Origin of the sequence: Pseudomonas sp. LA5 (assembly GCF_028640825.1) — a bacterium.
GTDB classification, from domain to species: Bacteria; Pseudomonadota; Gammaproteobacteria; order Pseudomonadales; family Pseudomonadaceae; genus Chryseomonas; species Chryseomonas aestiva.
Window position 1 is genome coordinate 234,758 of sequence record NZ_JAQYZY010000039.1, and the last position, 24,148, is coordinate 258,905.

Annotated in this window: 23 protein-coding genes; 14 read left to right on the plus strand and 9 right to left on the minus strand. The window is 68.3% G+C overall.

Annotation, left to right across the window (positions count from 1 at the left end):
* Nucleotides 1-274: 274 nt before the first annotated feature.
* Nucleotides 275-676, plus strand: coding sequence for an acyl-CoA thioesterase (locus PVZ72_RS15970; protein WP_026083995.1), 402 nt, complete (start codon nt 275-277; stop codon nt 674-676).
* 8 nt (nt 677-684) lie between these two features.
* On the opposite strand, the gene PVZ72_RS15975 is transcribed toward PVZ72_RS15970, so the two are convergent.
* Nucleotides 685-1,893 (minus strand): aldose 1-epimerase family protein, encoded by a 1,209-nt coding sequence (locus PVZ72_RS15975; RefSeq protein WP_273862442.1) that lies wholly within the window; start codon nt 1,891-1,893, stop codon nt 685-687.
* A gap of 232 nt (nt 1,894-2,125) precedes the next feature.
* On the opposite strand from PVZ72_RS15975, the gene PVZ72_RS15980 reads away from it, so the two are divergent.
* On the plus strand, nt 2,126-2,563 hold the full coding sequence (locus PVZ72_RS15980; protein WP_017642352.1) for a hypothetical protein: 438 nt from the start codon (nt 2,126-2,128) through the stop codon (nt 2,561-2,563).
* 45 nt (nt 2,564-2,608) lie between these two features.
* Here PVZ72_RS15980 and PVZ72_RS15985 read toward each other — a convergent pair whose 3' ends face one another.
* The 7 genes from PVZ72_RS15985 to PVZ72_RS16015 all read right to left on the minus strand — a co-directional run bounded on the left by PVZ72_RS15985 (nt 2,609) and on the right by PVZ72_RS16015 (nt 10,629).
* Nucleotides 2,609-4,009: a sugar porter family MFS transporter gene (locus tag PVZ72_RS15985; protein WP_064309180.1), complete on the minus strand. Its 1,401-nt coding sequence runs from the start codon at nt 4,007-4,009 to the stop codon at nt 2,609-2,611.
* A gap of 109 nt (nt 4,010-4,118) precedes the next feature.
* The gene (locus tag PVZ72_RS15990) at nt 4,119-5,171 is read right to left on the minus strand and encodes an SMP-30/gluconolactonase/LRE family protein (protein WP_273862443.1); all 1,053 of its coding nucleotides are present in this window, start codon (nt 5,169-5,171) and stop codon (nt 4,119-4,121) included.
* Between the two features lie 104 nt (nt 5,172-5,275).
* The gene (locus PVZ72_RS15995; RefSeq protein ID WP_273862444.1) at nt 5,276-6,601 is read right to left on the minus strand and encodes an MFS transporter; all 1,326 of its coding nucleotides are present in this window, start codon (nt 6,599-6,601) and stop codon (nt 5,276-5,278) included.
* Between the two features lie 395 nt (nt 6,602-6,996).
* On the minus strand, nt 6,997-8,145 hold the full coding sequence (dgoD, locus tag PVZ72_RS16000) for a galactonate dehydratase (RefSeq protein ID WP_017642356.1): 1,149 nt from the start codon (nt 8,143-8,145) through the stop codon (nt 6,997-6,999).
* Nucleotides 8,146-8,265: 120 nt separating this feature from the next.
* Nucleotides 8,266-8,892 (minus strand): 2-dehydro-3-deoxy-6-phosphogalactonate aldolase, encoded by a 627-nt coding sequence (locus PVZ72_RS16005; RefSeq protein WP_273862445.1) that lies wholly within the window; start codon nt 8,890-8,892, stop codon nt 8,266-8,268.
* Nucleotides 8,885-9,838 carry a 2-dehydro-3-deoxygalactonokinase gene (locus tag PVZ72_RS16010; RefSeq protein ID WP_273862446.1) on the minus strand — a complete coding sequence of 318 codons (954 nt, stop codon included), beginning with the start codon at nt 9,836-9,838 and terminating at the stop codon, nt 8,885-8,887. Before PVZ72_RS16010 ends, PVZ72_RS16005 begins: the two co-directional genes overlap by 8 nt.
* Nucleotides 9,835-10,629, minus strand: coding sequence for an IclR family transcriptional regulator (locus PVZ72_RS16015; RefSeq protein ID WP_273862447.1), 795 nt, complete (start codon nt 10,627-10,629; stop codon nt 9,835-9,837). Before PVZ72_RS16015 ends, PVZ72_RS16010 begins: the two co-directional genes overlap by 4 nt.
* 159 nt (nt 10,630-10,788) lie before the next feature.
* Here PVZ72_RS16015 and phoB point away from each other — a divergent pair, with 159 nt between their 5' ends.
* Genes phoB through PVZ72_RS16030 form a run of 3 tightly spaced genes read left to right on the plus strand, consistent with a single transcriptional unit; the run spans nt 10,789 to nt 14,617 of the window.
* Nucleotides 10,789-11,478 (plus strand): phosphate regulon transcriptional regulator PhoB, encoded by a 690-nt coding sequence (phoB, locus tag PVZ72_RS16020; RefSeq protein ID WP_133860036.1) that lies wholly within the window; start codon nt 10,789-10,791, stop codon nt 11,476-11,478.
* A gap of 18 nt (nt 11,479-11,496) precedes the next feature.
* Nucleotides 11,497-12,810, plus strand: coding sequence for a phosphate regulon sensor histidine kinase PhoR (gene phoR, locus PVZ72_RS16025; protein ID WP_273862448.1), 1,314 nt, complete (start codon nt 11,497-11,499; stop codon nt 12,808-12,810).
* 55 nt (nt 12,811-12,865) lie between these two features.
* The gene (locus PVZ72_RS16030; protein ID WP_273862449.1) at nt 12,866-14,617 is read left to right on the plus strand and encodes a sensor histidine kinase; all 1,752 of its coding nucleotides are present in this window, start codon (nt 12,866-12,868) and stop codon (nt 14,615-14,617) included.
* On the opposite strand, the gene PVZ72_RS16035 is transcribed toward PVZ72_RS16030, so the two are convergent.
* The gene (locus PVZ72_RS16035) at nt 14,614-14,835 is read right to left on the minus strand and encodes a hypothetical protein (RefSeq protein WP_273862450.1); all 222 of its coding nucleotides are present in this window, start codon (nt 14,833-14,835) and stop codon (nt 14,614-14,616) included. The two genes, PVZ72_RS16030 and PVZ72_RS16035, sit on opposite strands and share 4 nt — an antisense overlap.
* 131 nt (nt 14,836-14,966) lie before the next feature.
* Here PVZ72_RS16035 and PVZ72_RS16040 point away from each other — a divergent pair, with 131 nt between their 5' ends.
* The 9 genes from PVZ72_RS16040 to PVZ72_RS16080 all read left to right on the plus strand — a co-directional run bounded on the left by PVZ72_RS16040 (nt 14,967) and on the right by PVZ72_RS16080 (nt 24,137).
* Nucleotides 14,967-15,641, plus strand: coding sequence for a thermostable hemolysin (locus tag PVZ72_RS16040; protein WP_273862451.1), 675 nt, complete (start codon nt 14,967-14,969; stop codon nt 15,639-15,641).
* Nucleotides 15,631-17,109, plus strand: a complete 1,479-nt coding sequence (locus PVZ72_RS16045; protein ID WP_273862452.1) for an AMP-binding protein — start codon at nt 15,631-15,633, stop codon at nt 17,107-17,109. Before PVZ72_RS16040 ends, PVZ72_RS16045 begins: the two co-directional genes overlap by 11 nt.
* A complete protein-coding gene (locus PVZ72_RS16050) occupies nt 17,106-17,789 on the plus strand; it encodes a TenA family transcriptional regulator (RefSeq protein WP_208693487.1) in 684 nt (227 codons plus the stop codon). The genes PVZ72_RS16045 and PVZ72_RS16050 overlap by 4 nt, the downstream gene beginning before the upstream one ends.
* Nucleotides 17,776-18,585, plus strand: coding sequence for an SDR family oxidoreductase (locus PVZ72_RS16055; protein WP_187980612.1), 810 nt, complete (start codon nt 17,776-17,778; stop codon nt 18,583-18,585). The genes PVZ72_RS16050 and PVZ72_RS16055 overlap by 14 nt, the downstream gene beginning before the upstream one ends.
* Nucleotides 18,582-19,229 (plus strand): tetratricopeptide repeat protein, encoded by a 648-nt coding sequence (locus PVZ72_RS16060; protein ID WP_273862453.1) that lies wholly within the window; start codon nt 18,582-18,584, stop codon nt 19,227-19,229. Before PVZ72_RS16055 ends, PVZ72_RS16060 begins: the two co-directional genes overlap by 4 nt.
* Before the next feature lie 10 nt (nt 19,230-19,239).
* Nucleotides 19,240-19,899, plus strand: coding sequence for a response regulator transcription factor (locus PVZ72_RS16065; RefSeq protein ID WP_027597373.1), 660 nt, complete (start codon nt 19,240-19,242; stop codon nt 19,897-19,899).
* A complete protein-coding gene (locus tag PVZ72_RS16070) occupies nt 19,896-21,269 on the plus strand; it encodes a sensor histidine kinase (protein ID WP_273862454.1) in 1,374 nt (457 codons plus the stop codon). Before PVZ72_RS16065 ends, PVZ72_RS16070 begins: the two co-directional genes overlap by 4 nt.
* Nucleotides 21,270-21,333: 64 nt before the next feature.
* Nucleotides 21,334-22,659, plus strand: a complete 1,326-nt coding sequence (locus PVZ72_RS16075) for a sigma-54-dependent transcriptional regulator (protein ID WP_273862455.1) — start codon at nt 21,334-21,336, stop codon at nt 22,657-22,659.
* A 170-nt stretch (nt 22,660-22,829) separates the two neighbouring features.
* The gene (locus PVZ72_RS16080; RefSeq protein WP_007159929.1) at nt 22,830-24,137 is read left to right on the plus strand and encodes an MFS transporter; all 1,308 of its coding nucleotides are present in this window, start codon (nt 22,830-22,832) and stop codon (nt 24,135-24,137) included.
* The last annotated feature ends 11 nt before the right edge of the window (nt 24,138-24,148 follow it).

The following is a 24,148-nucleotide window of genomic DNA, read 5'->3' on the forward strand; positions in this document are numbered from 1 at the left end:
ATCATCGGACGTGCACGACCCTCTGGATTGCCTGGCCGTGCACGGTCTCCACGATAGCAAATCTGCAAGGAATTTCCGCTATTCATTCAGTGCCCATTCAGGGCTCATCTGCCGGGCCATGACTGTTCCATGCTGGTGCAAAAGCGGTCGAGCCGCCCTGCCCCAGGCGTTATACTGTAGCCCCCTAACGATCTCCCCAGAGAGATTGGCAGCATTCTTGCGTGCAGATGCTGAACGTTACCTACCTATCCGGGCTCCCGAGGGCCCTGTCATGATCGAAGAGCTCGAACAAGAAGATCCCATCCCCCAGGGCGACCTGGCCATGCAGATCACCGCTCTGCCCCGCGAGACCAACGGCTTCGGCGACATCTACGGCGGCTGGCTGGTGGCCCAGATGGACCTGGCCGGCAGCGCCATGGCCAGTCGCCTGGCGGCTGGCCGCGTGGCCACGGTGGCCATCGACCGCATGGCCTTCATGACGCCGGTGCCCGTGGGCGCACAGCTCTCCTTCTATACCAACACCCTGGAGGTGGGCCGCAGCTCCATCCAGATCCTCATCGAGGTCTGGAGCGACGATCCGCTGTCCAGCGAATGGAGCAAGGTGACCGAGGCGGTGTTCGTCTTTGTCGCCATCGATGGCAGCGGTCGCACCCGGCCGTTGCCCGCGCGGCGCTAGCCCTACCGCTAGGGCTCCTGGGCCAGCGGCGCCTCCCGCACCCTGGTCGGCCGTCCGTGGCGAATGCCTTCGACCTGCGCCAACGCCTGCCGGACCTCGGCGGCGGTGGCCAGCAACCGATAATCGAGGGTGAAGTCGCGCGTGCCGCCGGCTTCGATCCGCGGCACCAGCCCCAGCGCCCGCTGCTGGCCGCGGTTGTAGGAAAAGCTGGTGCCCGGTTCCAAGCCGGTGACATAGCCCTGGGCCGTGGCATCGGTGTTCTTCCACAGGGTGAAGACCGGCAGCTCCCGCACATTGAAGGCCAGCGCCACGCCCTGGTGGGCACTGCGATCGTGCAGCACCGCCAGGCTGCGCCCCTGATCGTCGCCCCAGGGATAGAGGTTGTAGACCGTCTCGCCATAGCCCGGCGTGGGCGCGCGATAGGCCTGCCATTCCCCCAGCTCCTGGCGTGCCCGCGCATCGAAGGGTGACACCTCCCGCACCGGAGCGGCGAACCGGGAGCCCTCGCCGAGCAGCGGCGGACCGAAGTTGCTGTGATAGAGCACCTGGTACTCGGCGGTATGCGCCCCCTGGTTGGTCAGGCGGTCGTGCAGGGTGAAACCGGCGGCCCCCGCGTGGGTAACCAGTTCGGTGTCGATGCGGAAGTTGGCCTGCTTGAAGGCCTCTTCGTGCAGCACGCCCCTGAGGCTGATGCGGTGCGGCGGCTGTTCGTCGATGGTCAGCACCACCTGGCTGGCCGGCAGGTAGCTGGCCCGGCCATGCAGGGTCAGCAGTTGCCCCCGGTCCAGGCCCGGATGGCCGACCCACTCGAAACCGGCACGCGCCACCAGTTCGTTGAAGCCTTCCAGCCAGCCCAGGCCATTGCGGCTTTCCAGATTGACGAAGGCCGGATTGACCACCTCGCGTACCGGGGAATCCCAGCCCAGTCGCAGGGTGCCGGCCTGGGCGCGCAAGACGTTCATGCCGCGGGTCGCCACCACGGTGAGTTGCATAGCGCCGGTATCGATCTCGATCAGCACCGAGCCCTCCTGGCGCCCGCCACTCAGGCGGTGCATGCCGACGGTAAAGACCAGGCCATCGCGCAGACCCAGGCGATCGCTGCTGATGCTCCAGTTCTGCACCGGCTTGTCGGGGGCGATGAGGGTGTATTCCCAGGCCGAGACGCTGGCACTGGCAAGAAATAGGAGACAGCCAGACAACAGACGAGCGCGGATCATGGAGTCCCCCTGGCAGCGCGATCGTCTTGAGTCTAGACCAGCTCGCGCCAGGCTGCAGACCCTGTTCCAGACGCCATCAAAGGTGCGAGACCCGCTCTTCGCGTATAGGTTTGTTCAGGGAAATCAAAGGATTGGGTAAAGACAACCTTTACCATTCAAACGACCGTTCGGTACTTGCCAGGGCAGCGATTTTTGCCGAGGATCGGCTCGTCTCTACCACGGAGTGGACTCCATGAAACCTTCAGCCCTGTTCTTGTTGCTTGCCCTGGCGGGCGTTGCCCCGGCTTATGCGGGCAATACCGAAGCCGGACTCGGCGGCGCCGTGGGTGGTGTGCTCGGTACTCTGGTCGGCCAGCAGGTCGGCGGCAGTACCGGTGCGGCCATCGGTGCCGGCGTGGGCGGTGCAGCAGGTGGTGTACTGGGCGCTGACCGGCGCAATCGGACCGAGGCCGCCATCGGCGGCGGTCTGGGCGCGGCGGGCGGCAACGTGATCGGCAATAGAGTCGGTGGCAGCACCGGTGGCCTGGTGGGCGCGGCCCTGGGTGGCGGTGCCGGCAGTGCCCTGGGCAACAACCTGGGCGACAGCGGCCGCGACGATCGCCGCTATCGCGACCATCCCGGCAAGGGCTGGAAGCACGCCAAGCACAGACACAAGCACTGGGATCGCTAATAGAAACGCCCGGCATTGCCGGGCGTTTTTTTGTTGCGCGCGAAGCTACTGACCGAGATCGCGCAGGCGCTTGCCCTGCATCAGATTGCGTTCGATGCGTTCCAGGGTGACACCCTTGGTTTCCGGTACCAGCAGGAACACCAGGAAGATGAACACCACGTTCAGTCCGGCATAGATCCAGAAAGTGGTGCCCTGCCCCAGGGTGCCCAGCATGGTCAGGAAGGTGGCGCCGACGATCATGTTGGCGATCCAGTTGGTGAAGGTGGAGCAGCCGATGCCGAAGTCGCGCCCCTTGAGCGGCTGGACTTCCGAGCACAGGGTCCAGATCAGCGGACCGGCCGACATGGCGAAGCCGACGATGAAGATCAGCAGCATGACCACGGTGAAGGTCTGCTGACCATGGCTCAGGTTGCCCATGCCGAGCATGGTGCCGACCACGCCCAGGCCCACGGCCATGACCACGAAACCGGTATAGAGGATGGGTTTGCGGCCCCACTTGTCGACCAGGAAGATGGCGATGAAGGTGGCCAGCACGTTGGTCAGACCGACCGCGGCGGTAAACCACATCTGGGCGGCGGTGTCGTAGCCCATGCCTTCGAAGATGCGCGGCGCGTAGTACATCACCACGTTCATGCCGGTGAACTGCTGCACCACCTGCAGGAGCACGCCCAGGCCTACCGAGCGGCGGAAGTTGGGATTCTCCTTGAACAGCGACCAGCCCTTTTGCGGGACCTTGAGCTGCTCTTCGATCTCGGCAACCTCCTGCTGGATGACCTTTTCGTCACCGCGCAGCCGGTGCAGGACCTTGATCGCTTCCTCGCGGCGACCCGCCATGATCAGCCAGCGCGGGCTGTCGGGCAGGGCGAAGACGCCGATCAGGAACAGCACCCCGGGGATGGCGATGATGCCGAGCATCCAGCGCCAGGCTTCGTAGTAGCTGAAGGCGGTGTTGGAGAGGAAGGCGAGCAGGATGCCGGCGGTGATCATCAGCTGGTACAGCGAGATCATCGAGCCGCGGATGTTTTCCGGAGCCACCTCGGCCAGGTACAGCGGCGCGGTGAAGGAGGCGATGCCGATGGCCAGGCCGAGCAGGAAGCGGGCGAAGATCAGCATGGTCGGCGAGGTGGCCAGGCCACAGAGGATCGAGCCGATCACGAACAGCACGGCGCCCAGCATCAGCGACTTCTTGCGACCCAGCTTGGCCGACAGCGAGCCGGCGCCGAGGGCGCCCAGGGCGGCACCGGCCATCATGCTGGAGACGATCCATTCGATCACCTGGTCGGAGATCTGGAATTCCTGCTGGATGAATTTGGTGGCGCCGGAAATGACGCCGATGTCGAGGCCGAACATCAGACCGGCCAAGGCGGCCATCAAGCAGGCGAAGATCGCCTTGGGCTGGGCCTTTTCGGTGACGTGACCGTCGGCATTGGTAGTGGTGTTGCTCATGACTGAGGCTCCTCGCTCGCCTTGTGGGCGATCTTGTTGTCGCGGGTCGTTCCGTATCCGCTTGTTACAGACCTGTCCAACGACCCTTGGTTCGGCCGGTGAGAGGCCCTTACCAGAGCCGCGCGGGCTGGGCGTTCACATAGGTGGCATAGAGCGAACCGCCGCCGGTGATGAACAGGCGATTGCCCTTGAGGCCGCCGAATTCGACGTTGGAGACGGTTTCCGGCAGGTGCAGGGTGGCCAGCGGCTGGCCGCTCGGATTGAAGACCCGCACGCTGTTCTGCTCGGCCGAGCCGGCCCAGCTGCACCAGAGATTGCCGTCGCTGTCGACGCGGAAACCGTCGATCACGCCCTGCTCCTTGGCATCGATCAGCACCTCGCCGCCGCTCAAGGTGCCGTCATCCTTCAGCGTGAAGGCACGCAGGTGGTTGGGCTTGCCGGGATTGCCGCCGCCAGCGGTGTCGCTGATGTAGAGCCGCTTGCCGTCGGGGGCGAGGGCCAGGCCATTGGGGCGGCCGAAATCCCCCGCCGCCACCGTGGCCTTGCCCTGGGGATCGATGCGATAGACGTTGGTGGGCAGCTCGAATTCGGCCTTGTGGCCCTCGTAGGCGCCGAGGATGCCGTAGCCCGGATCGGTGAACCAGATGGCGCCATCGGCGCCGACCACCACGTCGTTTGGGGCGTTCAGCGGCTTGCCGTCGAAGCGGTCGAGCAGCACCGTGACGCTGCCGTTCAACTCGCGGCGAGTGACGCGGCGGCTGTCGTGCTCGCAGCTGATCAACCGGCCCTCGCGATCACGGGTATGGCCATTGGCGTTGTGGGACTGGTCGTCATAGACGCTGACATGGCCGTCGTCGGCGCTCCAGCGCATCACCCGGGCATTGGGGATGTCGCTGAACAGCAGGCAGCGCCAGTCGGCCATCCATACCGGCCCTTCGGTCCAGAGACCGCCGGACCACAGCCGCTCGACGAAGGCATTGCCCAGGCGGCCCTTGAAGGCCTGGTCGTGGATCTCCCAGGCGGGATCGGGCATGACAATGGGCGGCTTGCCTTCCCAGTTGCGGGTGAGACCAAACTTGTCGTCGGCCAGGGCGCGACTGGCGACCAGACCGGCCGAGGCGGCCAGGGACACGCCAAGAAAGGTGCGGCGGGCGAGAGGCATGAGGAGACTCCTTTGTTGTCGTTATGGGTCCGGCAAGGCCGGTGGCAGAGCGCCTCCGCATCCAGGACGGGAGGCGCCTCCTGCGAGCGCTTCTTTAGTCGCCCTTATTCGGGCAGACGTTCCACCTTGCCCACCACCAGACCGTAGCAGAGGGCGCCGATCAGCGCGGTCACGCCGATGAAGGCGATGGCCGGGGCGAAGCTGCCGTCCTTGACCAGGAAGCCGATGACGATGGGCACGCAGATGGCCGAGAGGTTGCCGATGAAGTTGAACATCCCGCCGGTGAGGCCGATCAGTCGCTCCGGCGCCATGGCCGAGACCATCGACCAGGTGATGGAGGCCAGGCCGTTGCCGAAGAAGGCCAGCGCCAGGCAGGCGATGATCAAGGCGGGCGAGTCGACGAAGTTGGCGCCGACGATGCTGGTGGAGATCAGCAGGCCGCCAATGATCGGCAGCTTGCGCGCCAGGCCCACGGAGGCGCCGCGGCGGACCAGCCAGTCCGACAGCAGGCCCGAGCAGATCACGCCGAGGAAGGCGGCCAGGAACGGCAGCGAGGCGAGGAAGCCGGCCTTGATGAAGTCCATGCCGCGGTATTTCACCAGGTAGGTAGGGAACCAGGTGAGGAAGAACCAGAGGGTGGAGTTGAGGCAGAACTGGCCGATGTAGATGCCCCAGAGCTTGCGCTTGTTGAGCACGCTCCAGAGGTCACGCCATTGGAAGGCGGCGCGGCTGCGATTCTTCTGCTCCAGATCGACCAGACCGCCACCTTCCTGGATCAGCGTGACCTCGGCGGCGTTGGCGCCGCGGAAATCCTTGGGTTCGCGATAGATCCCGTACCAGATGACCGCCCAGAGGAGGCCGACGCCGCCGGTGACGACAAAGACCATGTGCCAGCCAAAGGTCTGCTGCAGGTAGATCAGCACCGGGGTGAGGAAGGCCAGGCCGACGAACTGGCCGGAGGTGTAGAAGCCGATGGCGGTGGCCCGCTCGCGCTCGGGAAACCAGGTGGTGACCACCCGGTTGTTGATCGGATAGGCCGGTGCCTCCAGGGCGCCCACGGCGAGCCGCAGGATGATCAGGCCGATGAAGCTGCCGACGAAACCCAGGCCGATGGTGGCCAGCGACCAGAGCGCGATGGCCACCGGATAGAGGATGCGCGGGGCGACCTTGTCCACCAGCCAGCCGCCGGGGATCTGCATGGCGGCGTAGGTCCAGCCGAAGGCCGAGAGGATCAGCCCCATCTGCACCGGCTCGATGCCCAGGTCCTGGGCCAGGTGCGGCGCGGCGATGGAGAGGTTGCTGCGGTCGAGGTAGTTGATCACCACGGTGACGAACAGCAGCGTCATGATGAAGAAGCGCGCCCGGCTAGGCTTGGCCAGGGTCGGCGCGGCCGCGGCTGCCGCCGGGGAGGCCTGGGTAGGGGTTGGCATGGCTCGGGTCCTGTAATTGACGTTGTGGCGAGCGTTGTTGCGGTCTGGGGTTCAGGGCGCCGCGGCGGCCCTCACCCTGGCCCTCTCCCAAGGGGAGAGGGAATGGTCGGTGCGGTAGTCGAGGCAGGTGCTTCCGCTCTTGCTCCCTCTCCCACAGCGAGAGGGGACGGTCAGTGCGAGCGTCGGGGCCGTAGCTCCTGCTCTTGCCCCCTCTCCCTTGGGGAGAGGGTTGGGGTGAGGGAGCAGCGGCGCCAATCTTCGAAAGCAACGCGTCGCGAGCGCAGGCGGAGCAAGGCGAAAGCCGGTGAGCAAGCGGAGTGCACATCGAGTGCATGAGCATTTCGAACCGGCTTTCAACGCCGCTCCGGCAAGCGCAGCAGCGTTGAATCGAAGATTTACCACTCGGCGAAACTGCCGTCCTTGTGCCGCCAGATCGGATTGCGCCAGCGATGGCCGATGGCGGCCTGTTCCTTGACGAACTCCTCGTTGACCTCGACGCCCAGCCCCGGTCCCTGGGGGATCTTCACGTGGCCATCGGCGTAGTCGAACACCTCAGGATTCTTGATGTAGTCCAGCAGGTCGTTGCCCTGGTTGTAGTGGATGCCCAGGCTCTGCTCCTGGATGAAGGCGTTGTAGCAGTTGGCGTCCAGCTGCAGATTGACCGCCAGGGCGATGGGGCCGAGCGGACAATGCAGGGCGATGGCCACGTCATAGGCCTCGGCCATGTTGGCGATCTTGCGCGTCTCGGTGATGCCGCCGGCATGGGACGGATCGGGCTGCAGGATGTCGACGTAGCCTTCCTGGAGGATGCGCTTGAAGTCCCAGCGCGAATACAGTCGCTCGCCCAGGGCGATGGGCGTGTTGCTCATCAGGGCGATCTCCTTGAGCGCCTCGTGATGCTCGCTGAGCACCGGCTCCTCGATGAACATCAGGCGGAACTGCTCCAGCTCCTTCACCAGCACCTTGGCCATGGGCTTGTGCACCCGGCCATGGAAGTCCACGCCGATGCCAAAGTGCGGTCCGCAGGCGTCGCGGATGGCGGCGACGTTGGCGATCACCTGGTCGACCTTGTCGTAGGTGTCGACGAACTGCATCTCTTCGCTGGCGTTCATCTTGATGGCGGTGAACCCCTTGGCCTGGCGCTCCAGGGCCTGGGCCGCGGTCTCCGCCGGGCGGTCGCCACCGATCCAGGAATAGACGCGGATGCTGTCGCGCACCTGGCCGCCGAGCAATTCGTGCACCGGGACGCCCAGGGCCTTGCCCTTGATGTCCCACAGCGCCTGGTCGATGCCGGCCAGGGCGCTCATGTGGATGCCGCCGCCGCGATAGAAGCCGCCGCGGTAGAGCACCGTCCAGTGGTCTTCGATGTTGCGCGGGTCCTTGCCGATCAGGTAGTCGGCCAGTTCCTCGACCGCCGCCGCCACGCTGTGGGCGCGGCCTTCCAGCACGGGTTCGCCCCAGCCGTGGATGCCCTCGTCGGTCTCGATCTTGAGAAAGCACCAGCGCGGCGGGACGACATAGGTGGTGAGTTTGGTGATTTTCATGGTGTGGAAATCTCGACAGTAATTATTGGAATCGAGGGATTGAGCAGCTCGCGGTCATGGCGGTTCGCCGCTGCGAACGCTCCTACAGGCTCTTGTAGGAGCGGTCCATGACCGCGAGCTTTAAGCGTTCTTTACCGCCCGCCACCCCGCCGCGAAGGCCTGGGCATTGGCGCTGACCTGGGCGGCGCTCAGGCCCGGCTTGTACAGCGCCGAGCCGAGGCCGAAGCCGTTGGCGCCGGCGGCCACGTAGGGGCCCATGTTGTCCGGGGTGATGCCGCCCACCGGCAAGAGCGCCAGCGCCTTGGGAAACACCGCGCGCCAGGCCTTGACCACCGCCGGGCCGAGTTGCTCGGCGGGAAACAGCTTGAGGCTGTCGGCGCCGGCGTCGAGGGCGGCGAAACCTTCCGAGGGGGTGGCCACGCCCGGGGCACTGACCAGGCCGGCAGCCTTGCTGGCACGGATCACCGCCGGGTTGGCGTTGGGCGAGACGATCAGCCGGCCACCGGCGGCGTCCACCTCGGCCACCTGGGCCTCGGTGAGCACGGTGCCGGCGCCGATCAGGCAGCTTTCGCCCAGCTCCGCGGTCAGTCGGCGGATGCTCTCGAAGGGCTGCGGCGAGTTGAGCGGGATCTCGATGACGCGAAAGCCGGCGTCGTACAGGGCACGGCCGACCGCGACGATCTCGTCCGGGGTGACGCCGCGCAGGATGGCGATCAGCGGCAGGTCCTTGAGATAGGGTTCAAGCATGGGAGTCTCCAGTGATGGGGAGCAGGCCGGCGGCCTGGGCCAGGCGCCAGAGCCCGGCTCGGGTGGCCTGCTCCAGCAGGCGGACCTGATGGATATCGAACAGCGCCAGGGCGTCGCGATAGCGCTGGCAGAGCGCCGCGTCGCCGATCAGCACCAGGGGTGGGCAGGGGGCGCCCTTGAGGGCGGCGACCTGGCTGCGCAGCTCTTCGCCGATCAGCAGGCCGGAGAGGTAGTCGAGGCTGTGCGCCGCGCCCAGTTCGCCGGCCAGCACCCGGCTGCGAGCGGTGAAGAGCCGGCCGAACAGGCCCTCGGCCCCGGCGTCGCGGGCGGTGACCAGGCCCAGGCGGAAGGCTTCGGCGTTGGCCTCGGGACCGGCTTCGGCAGCCGGTCGCCCGAGGATGGAATGCTCGCGCAGGACGGCGAACAGCTCGCCGGTCATGTAGGTGGCGAAATCGGTCAGGCGACCGTCACGCACCCGCACCCACTTGCTGTGGGTACCGGGCAATACCAGCAGCGCTTCGGCGGCCAGGTCCGGCTCCAGTTCGAGAGCGCCGAACACCTGGGTTTCCTCGCCGCGCAGGACGTTGGGCAAGGCGCCGCGCTGCATCACCCCGGGGACCAGATGAAGCTCGCCGCAACCGGTGTCCAGGCGCAGCAGGCCGGCGGCCAGGCTGTGGACGTCGGCCGGGCAGTCGGCATAGGGCACCTCGCGCCAGCCACCGCGGCTGCCGACCATGCCGCAGGCGATGGCGGGCAGGTCCGGCTGGGCCTCGCGCCAGTCGCCCACCAGGGTGCGATAGGCCGCGGCGAAGTCGCCATCCGGCACATGCATGATGCCCCAGGGGCGGCTGCGGGTTTCCAGCACGGCGCCCTGGGCGTCGAACAGCTGGGCCCGCAGGGACGAGGTGCCCCAGTCGAGGCCGATGAGGTGCGGGGTGGCGGTCATGCGGGACTCCAGCCGAGTTCGCGGGAAATGGCCCGGGCGCAGGCGGTGACCTCGGGCTGCAGTTCATGCAGCCGCGCCTCGGGCATGTAGGGGATGGCACTGGCGACGCTCAGGGCCGCGACGATGACGCCGTCGGCGCCGCGGATGGGTGCGGCCACGCAGCGGATGCCCAGTTCGTTCTCTTCCAGATCCAGGGCATAGCCCTCGGCGGCGTGGCGCCGCAGCAGCGCGCAATAGTCCGCCCAGGGCAGGAAGTCCTCGCGCAGGCCGGGCTGGCCGGTCCGCCGGGCCACGCCTTCGCCGTAGAGGGCCTCCCACTCGCCCTCGGCGAGATCGAGCATCAGCGCCTTGCCGACCCCGGTCAGCGCCAGCGGCATGCGCAGGCCGACCCGGGATCTCATCTCCAGCCCCCGGCTGCCCGGCAGCTTGTCGAGATAGAGCACGTCGCCACCCTCGCGCACGCCGAGGTGCACGGTGTCGCCACAGTGCTGGGCCAGGCGTTGCAGATGGGGCCGGGCCACACCGGTCAGCGGCAGTTGCTCGCGGGCTTGGTAGCCGAGGGCGATGAGATGGCTGCCCAGGATCAGCCGTCCGCCGTCATGGCGCAGATAGCCGGCCTGGGTCAGGGCGGCGACCAGCCGATGGGTGGTGCTGCGGGTGCAGCCGATGGCGGCGCCGACCTGGGCCAGGCTGTCGGCCCCGGCGGCCACGGCCTCGAGCACGGCCAGGCCGCGAAACAGTGCCTGGGCCCCGCTGGGCGCTTCACCCTTGTTGGAATTGTTGTCGTTCATGGCCTTCACTCTAGAAGCCTCGCGGGCAAATCTCAATATGTGATACGTCATCCCATATTGTGGGATATAAGTTAGATATGACAGCCTTGTCACATAGCTGCAATATTGGCGCTATCTAATGCACGGCACATTGCAAGGACTCGAGAGGCAGAGCGCTCCATGACGGGTAAATCCATCCTGATCGTCGACGATGAGGCGCCCATTCGCGAGATGATCGCCGTGGCCCTGGAAATGGCGGGCTATGAATGCCTGGAGGCGGACAACAGCAAGGACGCCCACGCCCTGATCGTCGATCGCAAGCCCGATCTCATCCTGCTCGACTGGATGCTGCCCGGCACCTCCGGCCTGGAACTGGCCCGCCGCCTCAAGCGCGACGAGCTGACCGACGCCATCCCCATCATCATGCTCACGGCCAAGGGCGACGAGGACAACAAGGTCCAGGGGCTGGAAACCGGCGCCGACGACTACATCACCAAGCCCTTCTCGCCCCGTGAGCTGGTAGCGCGCCTGAAAGCCGTGCTGCGCCGCACCGGCCACATGGAGAGCGACGGTCCGCTGGAGGTCAACGGCCTGATCCTCGATCCGATCAGCCACCGGGTGACCATCGACGGCGCCCCCGCCGAGATGGGTCCCACCGAGTACCGGCTGCTGCAGTTCTTCATGACCCACCAGGAGCGCGCCTACACCCGTGGCCAACTGCTCGATCAGGTCTGGGGCGGCAACGTCTATGTCGAGGAGCGCACCGTGGACGTGCACATCCGCCGCCTGCGCAAGGCCCTCGGCGAGACCTACGAGAACCTGGTACAGACGGTGCGTGGCACCGGGTATCGCTTTTCCACCAAACTCTGACGCGGGATCACCGCCGCCGTGAACATCAACTGGCGCTCCCGTCTGGCCACCCAGTTGGCGACCGTGGTCGCCGGCTGCGCCTTGGCCGGCTGGCCCTTCGGCCATGTCGGTCTGGCGGTGGCCCTGGGACTGGCGGTCTATCTGGCGGTCACCCTCAGGCACCTGCTGCGCCTGCACGCCTGGCTGCTGAGCGAGGCCCCGGGCGCGCCGCCGGAAGCCGAGGGGCTATGGGGCGAGGTGCTCGACCGGCTCTATCGCCGCCAGCGCCACGAACAGCGTCAGCGCGAGGAATTGCTCGCCGTCATCGGCCGCGCCCAGGCCTCCACCGAGGCCCTGCGCGACGCCATCATCCTGGTGGATCGCCACGGCAACCTGGAGTGGTGGAATCGCGCCGCGGAAACCCTGCTCGGCCTGCGCCAGCCCCAGGACCTCGGCCAGCCCATCACCAACCTGGTGCGCCACCCGCGCTTTTCCGACTACTTTCTCGGTGGCGACTACGGCGAGCCGCTGGAACTGGCCTCGCCGCTCAACGACGATGAATACCTGCACATCCTGGTCACCCGCTTCGGCGAGGGCGATCGGCTGCTGCTGGTGCGCGACGTGACCCGCCTCCACCAGCTGGAACAGATGCGCAAGGATTTCGTCGCCAACGTCTCCCATGAATTGCGCACCCCGCTGACGGTCATCACCGGCTACCTGGAGACCCTGCTGGACAACGCCGACCACGCCACCCCGCGCTGGCGGCGGGCGCTGGGGCAGATGCAGCAGCAGGCCGGACGCATGCAGCACACCATCGACGACCTGCTGCTGCTGGCGCGCCTGGAAGCCACCGACTATCCCGCCGACAACCGCCCGGTGGTGCTGGAGCCGCTGCTCGCCTCCATCTTGCAGGATGGCCGCGCCCTGTCCGGCGCCGTGGGCCACCGCCTGAGCCTGGAGTGCGAACCGGGCCTGGCGCTGCTGGGCAGCGAGACCGAATTGCGCAGCTGCTTTTCCAACCTGGTGTTCAATGCCGTCAAGTACAGCCCCGGGGGCGGCGAGGTGCGGGTGCGCGCCTGGCAGGACGCCGAAGGCGCCCACGTCGCGGTGCAGGACAACGGACCCGGCATCGACGCCCGCCACCTGCCGCGTCTGACCGAGCGCTTCTATCGCCTCGACGCCAGCCGCGCCTCCAGCACCGGCGGGACGGGCCTGGGCCTGGCCATCGTCAAGCACGTGCTGATCCGCCATCGCGGCGGCCTGGACATCCACAGCGTGCCCGGCGAGGGCAGCTGCTTCACCTGCGATTTCCAGCCCGAACAGATCGCCCAGCGCACCGCCGCCTCGGCCTGAGCCGTCCCCTCCCCGCCGTGCTATCGTCCGGCCATCCCGGTCACGGTTCCCTGTCATGCCTCCAGCCCTGCGCCTGCTGCCGGTCCTGCTGCTCGCCCTGCTCGGCTGCCTGCTGCTGGGCAGCCAGGCCTGGCATCGCGCCGAACAGGCGAGCCTGGCCGAGGCCAGTCTGCTCGGCCAGGAACAGCTGCGCCTGCATGCCAGCGGCCTGCAGACCCTGATCGACCGCTTTCGCGCCCTGCCAACGGTGCTGGCCCAGGACCCGGAGCTGATCGCCGCGCTCACCACCCCGCCCGATGCCGCCGCCACCGAGCGCCTCAATCTCAAGCTGGAAAGACTCAATACCGCCGCCCAGTCCTCGACCCTGGAGCTGCTGGATCGCAGCGGCCTGGCCATCGGCGCCAGCAACTGGCGGCTGCCCACCAGCTATGTCGGCCACAACTACGGCTTCCGGCCCTATTTTCGCGAGACCCTCGCCGGCGGCAGCGGCCGCTTCTATGCCGTGGGGGTCACCACCGGCATTCCCGGCTATTTCCTCTCCCATGCGGTGCTGGACGCCCAGGGGCGCTTTCTCGGCGCGGTGGTGGTCAAGCTGGAATTCCCCGCCATCGAGGCCCGCTGGGGCGAGCATCCCGAGGTCCTGCTGGTGAGCGATGCGCGCGGCGTGGTCTTTGCCGCCAATCGCCCGGCCTGGCGCTATCGCCTGCTGCGCGAGCTGACCCCAGCCGAGCGCGCCGAACTGGCCACCACCCGCCAGTACGACAGGCGCACCCTGCAACCCCTGCCCTATCGCCAGCAGCTAGTGCTCGGCGAGCAGCGCCATGTAGCCCACATCGAGGCTCCCGAAGGCAGCGCCGACTACCTCTGGGACAGCCTGCCGCTGCCCAGCGAAGGCTGGACCCTGCACCTGCTGCGGCCCACCCGCGACCTGCAGGGTGGCGGCCCGGGCGCGGCGCTGGCCGCCGCCTGCGCCTGGCTGCTGCTGGTCTGCGCCGGTCTCCTGTGGGCGCAACGGCGCCGCCTGCAGCGCCTGCGCCAGCGCAGTCGCCTGGAGCTGGAGCAACTGGTGGAGGCCCGCACCGCGGAACTCCGCACCGCCCAGGACGGCCTGGTGCAGGCCGCCAAGCTGGCCGCCCTGGGGCAGATGTCGGCGGCCCTGGTGCATGAACTCAACCAGCCGCTCACCGCCCAGCGCATGCACCTGGCGAGTCTGCGCCTGCTGCTGGATCACGGTCGGCTGGACGAAGCCCGCGCCGCCCTGGAACGCCTCGATGGCCTGCTGACCCGCATGAGCGGTCTCACCGGCCATCTCAAGACCTATGCGCGCAAGACCCCCGCCGGTCTGCGTGAACGGGTCGATCTGGCCCGGGTGGTGGACCAGGCGCTGGAATTGCTGGAGGCGCGCCGCGCCGAGCTGGCCGTGGAGCTGATCCTGGAGCTGCCGCGTCCGGCCTGGCTGCTGGGCGACCCCATCCGCCTGGAGCAGGTGCTGGTCAACCTGCTGCGCAACGCCCTGGACGCCGTGGCAGAGCGACCCCGACCGCAGGTCCGGGTCAGCCTCGCGCAGGAGGGCGAACACTGGGTGCTGGAGGTGGCCGACAACGGCGGCGGCATCGCCGCCGAGCACCTCGACCAGGTGTTCGATCCCTTCTTCACCACCAAGCCGGTCGGCGAAGGCCTCGGTCTGGGCCTGGCGGTGTCCTCGGCCATCGTCCAGGCCCAGGGCGGCAGCCTGACGGCCAGCAACGCTGTGGAGGGCGCGGTCTTCGCCTTGCGGCTGCCGGCCGCGCCGGCGTCAGCGGCCTAGCGCACGCAGAGCGTCACCAGCAGGGCGAAGCCCCAGCCGAGCAGCCCGGTCACCAGCAGGGTCGCCGCATCCCAGGGACCGTGGGTGGCATCCAGGAGCGGCAGGCCGACGCCACCGAGCAGGGCGCTGGCGAGGACGCCGGCGAGGACCCGGACCAGCGGCCAGTGGCTGTCGGCCGACTCCTCGGGAGCGGCGGCAAGGGTCTCTTCTTCGGACATGGCAGGGCTCCGCCGGGGAATACAGAGCGCGACCCTAGCCAGGCAATCTGAAGCTGCGATGAAGCGGCGCTTCAGATTGCCTTCAGCTTGACCGCCAAGACTGCACCTCGCATTCCCCTGGAGAGGTCGCGATGCTCGACGTGACTTGGCAGTCCCCGCAAGGTTTTACCCTGGCCGATCGCAGCGGTTCGCTGCTGGCCCGCCTGGAGCCGCTCGAGGCGCCCGGTCGCCAGGCGACCGAGGCCTTCATCGGCGCCCGTTTCGCCCTGGAGCATGGCGCCCGCATCAGCCACTTCCTGCCGCTGCTGCTCGCCCTGCGCGATGCCGAAGGCAAGCTGCAGGCGGCGGTAGGCATCCGCCCCGCCCTCGACCAGCCGCTGTTTCTCGAACGCTATCTGCCGCAGCCGGTGGAGACCCACGTGGCGGCGGCGCTCGGCCGGCCGATCGATCGCGCGGAGGTGGTGGAGGTCGGCAATCTGGCGGCGCTGGGCCCTGGCCAGGCGCGCCTGCTGATCGTCGTCACCACCTGGCTGCTGGCCCGCAGCGGCCGGCGCTGGGTCACCTTCACCGGCCCCACCCGCCTGATCAACAGCTTTCATCGCCTCGGTCTGGCGCCCCAGGTACTGGGCGCGGCTGATCCGGCCTGCCTGGGCGCCGAACGCGAGAGCTGGGGCTCCTACTACGCCAACGATCCCCAGGTCTGCGCCGGCGACATCCACCAGGGCTATCACCAGCTGCTGCAGGCCGGCATCTTCGCCCGCCTGGGCCTTCCCACCCTTGGCGAGGAAGACTGCCATGTCGCCTGAAGCCCGCTCCATCGTCGATTTCTTCGCCACCCTGGAACGCCACGCCTGGCACGGCGACCGGCCGGCGCTGACCGGCAGTCACGAGACCTGGAGCTATGCCCGGCTGCTGCAGGAGGTCACCGCCCGCGCCGCCTGGCTGCGCGAGCACGAGATCCAGCGGCTGGCGCTGGACCTGCCCAACGGCCCCGAATTGCTGGCCTGGGACCTGGCCGCCCTGCGCGCCGGGCTGCCCTGCGTGACCCTGCCGGACTTCTTCAGTCCCGCGCAGCGCGCCCACGTCCTGCGCGACTGCGGCGCCGATCTCCTGCTGGGGCGCCCCGAGCGCACCGCGGAATGGGCCGCGGCAGGCTTCACCGCGGGCGCCGGTGGCTGGCAGCGGCCGGCAGCGGCCCGCACTCCGTTGCCGGCAGACACCGCCAAGCTCACCTACACCTCCGGCACCACCGGCACGCCCAAGGGCGTCTGCCTCAAGGCCGGGCAACTGCTGCGGGTGGCCGCCAGCCTGGAAGCCGCCAGCCGGCCGCTGGCGCCCCAGCGCCATCAGGTGCTCCTGTCGCTGGGCATCCTGCTGGAAAATCTCGGGGTCTATGCCGCCCTGCTGGCCGGTGCCGAGGTGGTGGTGCTCAAGGGCACCGACCAGGGCGTCAGCGGTTCCGCCGGCATCGACTGGGCACAGCTGGCCGCCTGCCTGCAGCAGCGCCAGCCGCACAGTCTGATCCTCATGCCGCAGCTGTTGCAGGGACTCGTGGAACTGGGCGAGCGTGGCCTGCTGTGCCTGGACCCGCTGCGCTTCGCCGCCGTGGGTGGGGCACCGCTGAGCGCGGCGCTGCTGACCCGTGCCAGCGCCCTGGGCCTGCCGGTGTTCCAGGGCTATGGCCTGTCGGAATGCGCCTCGGTGGTGGCCCTCAATCGCCCTGACGCCAACCGCCCGGGCAGCGTCGGCCAGCCCCTGCCCCACGTCCGCCTGCGCCTGGCCGCCGACGGCGAGGTGCTGGCCGCCGGCGTCGATTTCGCCGGCTACCTGGGCGAGCCCGGCAGCGCCACCGACGAGGTGGCCACCGGCGATCTCGGCGAATTCGACGCCGACGGCTACCTCTATCTGCGCGGGCGCAAGAAACACCAGTTCAGCCTGGCCTCGGGACGCAACGTCGACCCGGGCTGGATCGAGGCCGAACTCACCCAGGGCGGACCCATCGCCCAGGCCTATGTCCAGGGCGAAGGCGCCCGGCACCTGGTGGCGCTGCTCTGGCCGCGCCAGCCGGACCTGCCCGACAGCTTTCTCGCCGATCAGGTCGCCTGCCTCAACCAGCGCCTGCCCGATTACGCCCGCATCGGCGCCTGGCGCCGCCTTGCCGAACCCTTCACCCCCGCCAACGGCCTGCTCACCGCGACCGGACGCCTTCGCCGCGATGCCATCCAGGCGCACCACGCGGCCCTGCTCTCGGACCTTCTGGAGATACAAGCATGAGTTTCTTCGCCACCCTGCAAGCCGAAACCGCCGCGGAACGCCAGGCGCTGTTCGAGGTGCCCATCATCCGTGCCGCCCTGAGCGGTGACGTCGCCCTGGAGAGCTATATCGCCTTTCTCGGCCAGGCCTATCACCACGTCCGCCACACCGCGCCGCTGATGATGGCCTGCGGCGCCCGCCTGCCGGCGCGGCTGGAATGGCTGCGCGGCGCGGTCTGCGAATACATCGAGGAGGAATACGGCCACGATCAGTGGATCCTCAATGACATCGCCGCCTGCGGCGGCGACGCCGAGGCCGTGCGCGCCAGCCGCCCCGAGTTGTCCATCGAGCTGATGGTGGCCTATCTCTACGACTTCATCGCCCGCGACAACCCGGTCGGCCTGTTCGGCATGGTCAATGTGCTCGAAGGCACCAGCATCGCCCTGGCCACCCAGGCGGCCGGCGCCATCCGCGGCCAGCTGGGCCTGCCGGCTACCGCCTTCAGCTACCTGGATTCCCACGGCAGCCTCGACCAGGAACACATGGCGACCTATCGCCAGCTGATGGATCGCCTGGACGATCCGGCCGACCAGGCCGCGGTGATCCGTGTGTCCAAGGTGGTCTATCGCCTCTATGCCGACATGTTCCGCGCCCTGCCCGGCGCCGGGCAGCAACCGGAGCAGCGCCATGCAGCTGCCTGACTGCCGCATCCTGCTGACCGGGGCCAGCGGCGGCATCGGCCTGCCGCTGGTGGAACAACTCTGCGCCGGCGGCGCCCAGGTGCTGGCGGTGGCCCGTGACACCCGTGCCCTGCAACCCCTGGCCGAGCGCCTGGGCGGCCGGCTGCGCCTGCTCGACGCCGACCTCACCCGCCGGGCCGATCGCCAGGCGGTCCTGGCCGAGGCCAGTCGCGGCCAGGGCGTCAACGTGCTGCTCAACGCCGCCGGCAGCAACAGCTTCGCCCTGCTCGAAGCCCTCGACGAAGATGCCATCGACAACCTGCTGGCGATCAACATCGGCGCGGCCATCCAGCTGACCCGTCTGCTGCTGCCGCTGCTGCGCCGCCAGCCACGGGCGGTGATCGCCCATGTCGGCTCCACCCTGGGCTCCATCGGCTATCCCGGCTATGCGCCCTATTGCGCCAGCAAGTTCGCCCTGCGCGGCTTCACCCAGGCCCTGCGCCGGGAGTTGGCCGATACCCGCATCCGGGTGCTCTACGTGGCGCCCCGCGCCACCCGCACGGCGATGAACAGTCCGGCGGCCATGGCCGTGAACCAGGCGCTCAAGAGCCAGGTGGACGAGCCCGCCATGGTCGCCGGCGCGGTGATCCGCGCGCTGGTCGAGGATCGCCAGGAGCTCTATCTCGGCTGGCCGGAAAAGCTCTTCGTCCGTCTCAACGGCCTGCTGCCCGGCCTGGTGGATCGCGCCCTGCGCCGCCAGCTGCCGGTGATCCGCCGCTTCATCGATCCCGCCTTCGCTCCGGAGAAACACCCATGACGTCCCCACGCAAGGCCCTCGGCCTGCTGCTCGCCGCCCTGCTTGCCAGCCCCTTCGCCCTGGCCGACGATGGCCAGCGCCTGGCGCAGATCCAGCAGCGCTGGGCCGAGATCCAGTACCGCCTGCCCAGCACCGAAAAGCCCGCCGCCTTCGAACAGCTGGCCGGCGAGGCCCGCGCCTTCACCCAGGCCGCCCCCCAGTCGGCCCCGGCGCTGATCTGGCAGGGCATCGTGCTCAGCAGCTGGGCCGGCGCCCAGGGCGGACTGGGTGCGCTGAGCAAGGTCAAGGAAGCCCGCACCGACCTGGAACAGGCGCTCAAGCTCGATCCCACGGCGCTGCAGGGGTCCGCCTACACCAGTCTCGCCGCCCTCTACGACCGGGTTCCCGGCTGGCCGATCGCCTTCGGTGACGCCAGCGAAGCCGATCGTCTGCTGCAGCAGGCCCTCGCCCTCAACCCCAACGGTATCGATACCCTATACTTCTGGGGCGACCACCTGTATCGCCAGAAGCGCTATGCCGAAGCCCGCGCCGCCCTGCTCAAGGCGCAGCAGGCCGCGCCCCGCCCCGGACGCGAACTGGCCGACCAGGGACGGCGGGGCGAAATCGCCGCGCTACTCAAGGACGTCGACCAGAAGCTGAAGTGACGAGGCCCCCATGCGCGTGCTGCTGATCGAAGACGATCCCGACCTCGGCGAGGGCATCCGCACCAGTCTGCGGGAAGAGGGCTATACCCTGGACTGGCTCAAGGACGGCGAAAGCGCCGTCCACGCGCTGCGCGAAGAGGGCTTCGACCTGGTGGTGCTGGATCTCGGCCTGCCGCGCCTGGACGGCATCCAGGTGCTGCGCCAGAGCCGCGCCAACGGCCTGACCACCCCGGTGCTGATCCTCACCGCCCGCGACGACACCGAAGACCGGGTCGCCGGCCTCGACGCCGGTGCCGACGACTACCTGGTCAAGCCCTTCGACATCAAGGAACTCAAGGCCCGCCTGCGCGCCCTCCTGCGGCGGCGCAACGGCCCCTCGCAGATCCAGCTCGAAGGTGGCGGCATCGCCCTCGACCCGGCCACCCGCCGGGTCACCTTCGACGGTCAGCCGGTCAACCTCACTCCGCGCGAATACCAGCTGCTGCACGAATTGCTGGCCAATCCGGGCAAGATCTTCAGCCGCGATCGCCTCATGGGGCTGCTCTACGGCTGGGACGAGGGGGTGGAAAGCAACACCCTGGAAGTCCACATCTACAACCTGCGCAAGAAGTTGCGCGCCGACCTGATCCGCACGGTCAGGGGCATCGGTTACCGCCTCGAGTGCCCATGACCTCCATCCGCCGCCGCACCGTCGGCCTGGTGCTTTCGCTGCTGCTGATCGGCACCCTGCTGATCGCCCTGACCAACGTCCACGACAGCCAGCGCGAGATCGGCGAGATCTACGATGCCCAGCTGGCCCAGAGCGCGCGCATCCTGCAGGGCATGCTGCGTGCCGCCCCCCGTGGCGAAGGCCGCCTGGCGCTGCACGCCAGTGTCACCCAGGCCCTAGCCGAAGCAACGGAGAGTCCCTATGGCCACAGATACGAGGCCAAGATGGCCTTCCAGGCCTGGAACGCGCACGGCGCGCCCCTGATGCGCTCGCCCAGCGCGCCCATCTTCAGCATGCCGACGACCCCGGGTTTCACCGAACAGACCCTGGAGGGCGAGGCCTGGTATGGCTTTCTGCTGCCCGATCCCGAGCACGACCTGATGCTCTGGGTCGGCGAGCGCGAAGAAGTCCGCGCCGATCTGGTCCGCCGCATCCTGCGCCATACCCTCACCCCGCACCTGATCGGCCTGGTGCTGCTGTCGCTGCTGGCCTGGCTGGCCATCGGCTGGGGCCTGCGGCCGCTGCGGCGCATGGCCGGGCTGATCCGCCACCGCGATCCGGAATCCCTGCAACCGCTGCAGCTCGATCCCCTGCCGCGCGAACTGGAACCCATGCAGGCGGCGCTCAATCGCCTGCTGCTGCAGATCGAACAACTGCTGCAGCGCGAACGCCGCTTCATCGCCGACGCCGCCCACGAACTGCGCACGCCCCTGGCGGTGCTGCGCCTGCATGCGCAGAACGCCCTGTCCGCGCAGACCGCGGCGGCCCGCGACGAGGCGCTGAAATTCGTCGTCAGCGGTACTGATCGGCTGACCCGGGTGGTCAACCAGCTGCTGATCCTGGCCCGGCTGGAACCCCGGCCGAGCTGGAGCGCCGAACAGCGCTTCGACCTGCGCACCGCCCTCAGTGCCACCCTGGAGGAGCTGGGCCCCTGGATTCTCGACAAGGGCCTGGACCTCAGCCTCGACGCCGAAGCCACCCATGTGCAGGTCCACGGCGACAGCGCCATGCTGGGCATCGCCCTGCAGAATCTGCTGACCAACGCGGTCAATGTCTCGCCCCCCGGCGGCGAGATCCGCGTGCGGCTGGAGATGAGCGCCGGCTGGGCCGAGATCCAGATCCTCGACCAGGGCCCCGGCATTCCAGTGGAGATCCTGCCGCGGCTGTTCGAACGCTTCTACAGCAGCGGCGCGGCCAATGGCGCCGGCCTGGGGCTGTCCATCGTCCAGACCGTCGCCCAGCACCTGGGCGGACGCATCGAACTGGGCAATCGCCCCGAAGGCGGCGCCTGCGCCCGTCTGGGTCTGCCGGTACTGCCGGGCCCCGGCTAGGGACTCGACCACTCGCCAGCCTTAGGGCAAGGTAGCGGCGCACCGGCCGCGAGAGGACGCCCCCATGCAAGCCCAGGTCTATCTGGTCGACGACGAAGCCAGCATCCGCGAAGCGGTGCGCCAGTGGCTGGAGCTGTCGGGGCATCAGGTGCGGCTGTTCGCCCGCGCCGAAGACTGCCTGGCGGCCGTGACGCCGGATTTCGCCGGCGTGGTGGTCAGCGACGTGCGCATGCCCGGCATGGACGGCCTGGCCCTGCTGGACCGGCTGCAGGCGCTGGATCCCGACCTGCCGGTGATCCTGCTCACCGCCCATGGCGACGTCGCCCTGGCGGTCAGCGCCATGCGTCAGGGCGCCTACGATTTCCTGGAAAAGCCCTTCAGCCCCGAGGCACTGCTCGGCGATCTCGGCCGCGCCCTGGAAAAGCGTCGGCTGGTGCTGGAGAACCGCCAGCTGCACCGCCGGGTCGACGACCAGAGCGCCCTCGCCCGTCGGCTGCTCGGCGTCTCGCCCGGCATCGTCCGCCTGCGCCAGCAGATCCTCGACCTGGCACCGACCCCGGTCAACGTGCTCTTGCGCGGCGAGACCGGCAGCGGCAAGGAACTGGTCGCCCGTTGCCTGCACGACTTCGGTCCCCGGGCCGGCAAGGCCTTCGTCGCGCTCAATTGCGCGGCCATCCCCGAGCAACTGTTCGAAAGCGAATTGTTCGGCCACGAGAGCGGCGCCTTCACCGGTGCCCAGGGCAAGCGCATCGGCAAGCTAGAATACGCCAACGGCGGCACCCTGTTTCTCGACGAGATCGAGAGCATGCCCCTGGCGCAGCAGGTCAAGCTCTTGCGGGTGTTGCAGGAGCAGCGCCTGGAGCGCCTCGGCTCCAACCAGAGCATCGCCCTGGACCTGCGCATCGTCGCCGCCACCAAGCCGGATCTGCTGGAAGAGGCGCGCGCCGGGCGCTTTCGCGAAGACCTGGCCTATCGCCTCAATGTCGCCGAACTGCACCTGCCGCCGCTGCGGGCGCGACGCGAAGACATCCCGCTGCTGTTCGATCACTTCCTCGCCGAGGCCGGCGCCCGCCTGGGGCGCCCGGTCACCCCGCCCGGCGCGGCGCGGCTGGCCCAGCTGCTGGGTCACGGCTGGCCGGGCAACGTCCGGGAACTGGCCAACGCCGCCGAACGCGAGGTGCTCGGCCTGGGCACGCCGGCCGCGGCCCAGGGCCATTCCCTGGCCGATCAGTTGGAAGCCTTCGAGGCCCAGTGCCTGCGCGCCGCCCTGGCCCGCCACGGCGGCGAGATCAAGGCGGTGATGGACGAGTTGCAGCTGCCGCGGCGCACCCTCAACGAGAAGATGCAACGCCATGGCCTGGTGCGCGCCGACTTTCGCGACGACGACTGAGGCGCCATCGGCGGAAATCCGCTCATTGCCCACCGGCTTTCGGCGATCTTTCGCCGATCCGCCCCGGCAAAACCCAGTCAGAATGCGGCTTCGCGACCTGGCACGCGCCCTGCTATAGCCCTTGTCGACGCCCCGAGCGCCCTAATAACAACGACAAGAGGAACACCCCTGTGGATAGCACCGCTACCCTCGCGGCCGGCCAGACCGCGCCCAAGACCACCTCGCAGCGCATCAAGTCCATCTTCAGCGGTTCCGTCGGCAATCTGGTCGAATGGTACGACTGGTACGTCTACGCCGCCTTCTCGCTGTATTTCGCCAAGGCGTTCTTTCCCAAGGGCGACCAGACCGCCCAGCTGCTCAACGTCGCCGCTATCTTTGCCGTGGGCTTTCTCATGCGCCCCATCGGCGGCTGGCTGATGGGCCTCTATGCCGACAAGGCCGGCCGCAAGTCCGCGCTGATGGTCTCGGTGATCATGATGTGCGCAGGCTCCTTGATCATCGCCCTCACCCCCAGCTATACCACCATCGGCGTCGCCGCCCCCATCATGCTGGTGCTGGCGCGGCTGCTGCAGGGCCTCTCGGTGGGCGGTGAATACGGCACCTCCGCCACCTACCTGAGCGAGATGGCGACCAAGGAAAGCCGTGGCTTCTACTCCAGCTTCCAGTACGTCACCCTGATCTCCGGCCAGCTGCTGGCCCTGGCCACCCTGATCGTGCTGCAGCAGACCCTGACCGTCGAACAGCTGGAGAGCTGGGGCTGGCGCATTCCCTTCCTGATCGGCGCCGCCTGCGCCGTGACCGCGCTCTACCTGCGCCGCGGCATGGAAGAGACCAGCTCCTTCAAGAAGGCCGAGAAGCCCAAGGAATCCCTGATGCGCACCCTGGCGCGCCACCCCAAGGAATTCCTCACCGTGGTCGGCCTGACCATGGGTGGCACCCTGGCCTTCTACACCTACACCACCTACATGCAGAAGTACCTGGTCAACTCGGTGGGCATGAGCAAGACCGACGCCACCTCCATCTCGGCGGCGACGCTGTTCCTGTTCATGCTGCTGCAGCCCGTTGTCGGCGCCCTCTCCGACCGCGTCGGCCGGCGCCCGGTGCTGATCGCCTTCGGCGTGCTCGGCACCCTGTTCACCTATCCGATCCTGACCGCCCTGGGTAGCGTCACCTCCTGGTGGGGCGCCTTCGGCCTGATCATGGTGGCGCTGGTGATCGTCAGCTTCTACACCTCGATCAACGCCGTGGTGAAGGCCGAGCTGTTCCCCACCGAGATCCGCGCCCTGGGCGTCGGCCTGCCCTATGCCCTGACCGTGTCCATCTTCGGCGGCACCGCCGAATACCTGGCGCTGTGGTTCAAGAGCATCGGCATGGAGAGCGGCTACTACTGGTACGTGACCGGCTGCATCGCCTGCTCGCTGCTGGTCTACGTCTTCATGAAGGACACCCGCGATCACTCGCGCATCGTCCACGAATAACCGCTCGTCCC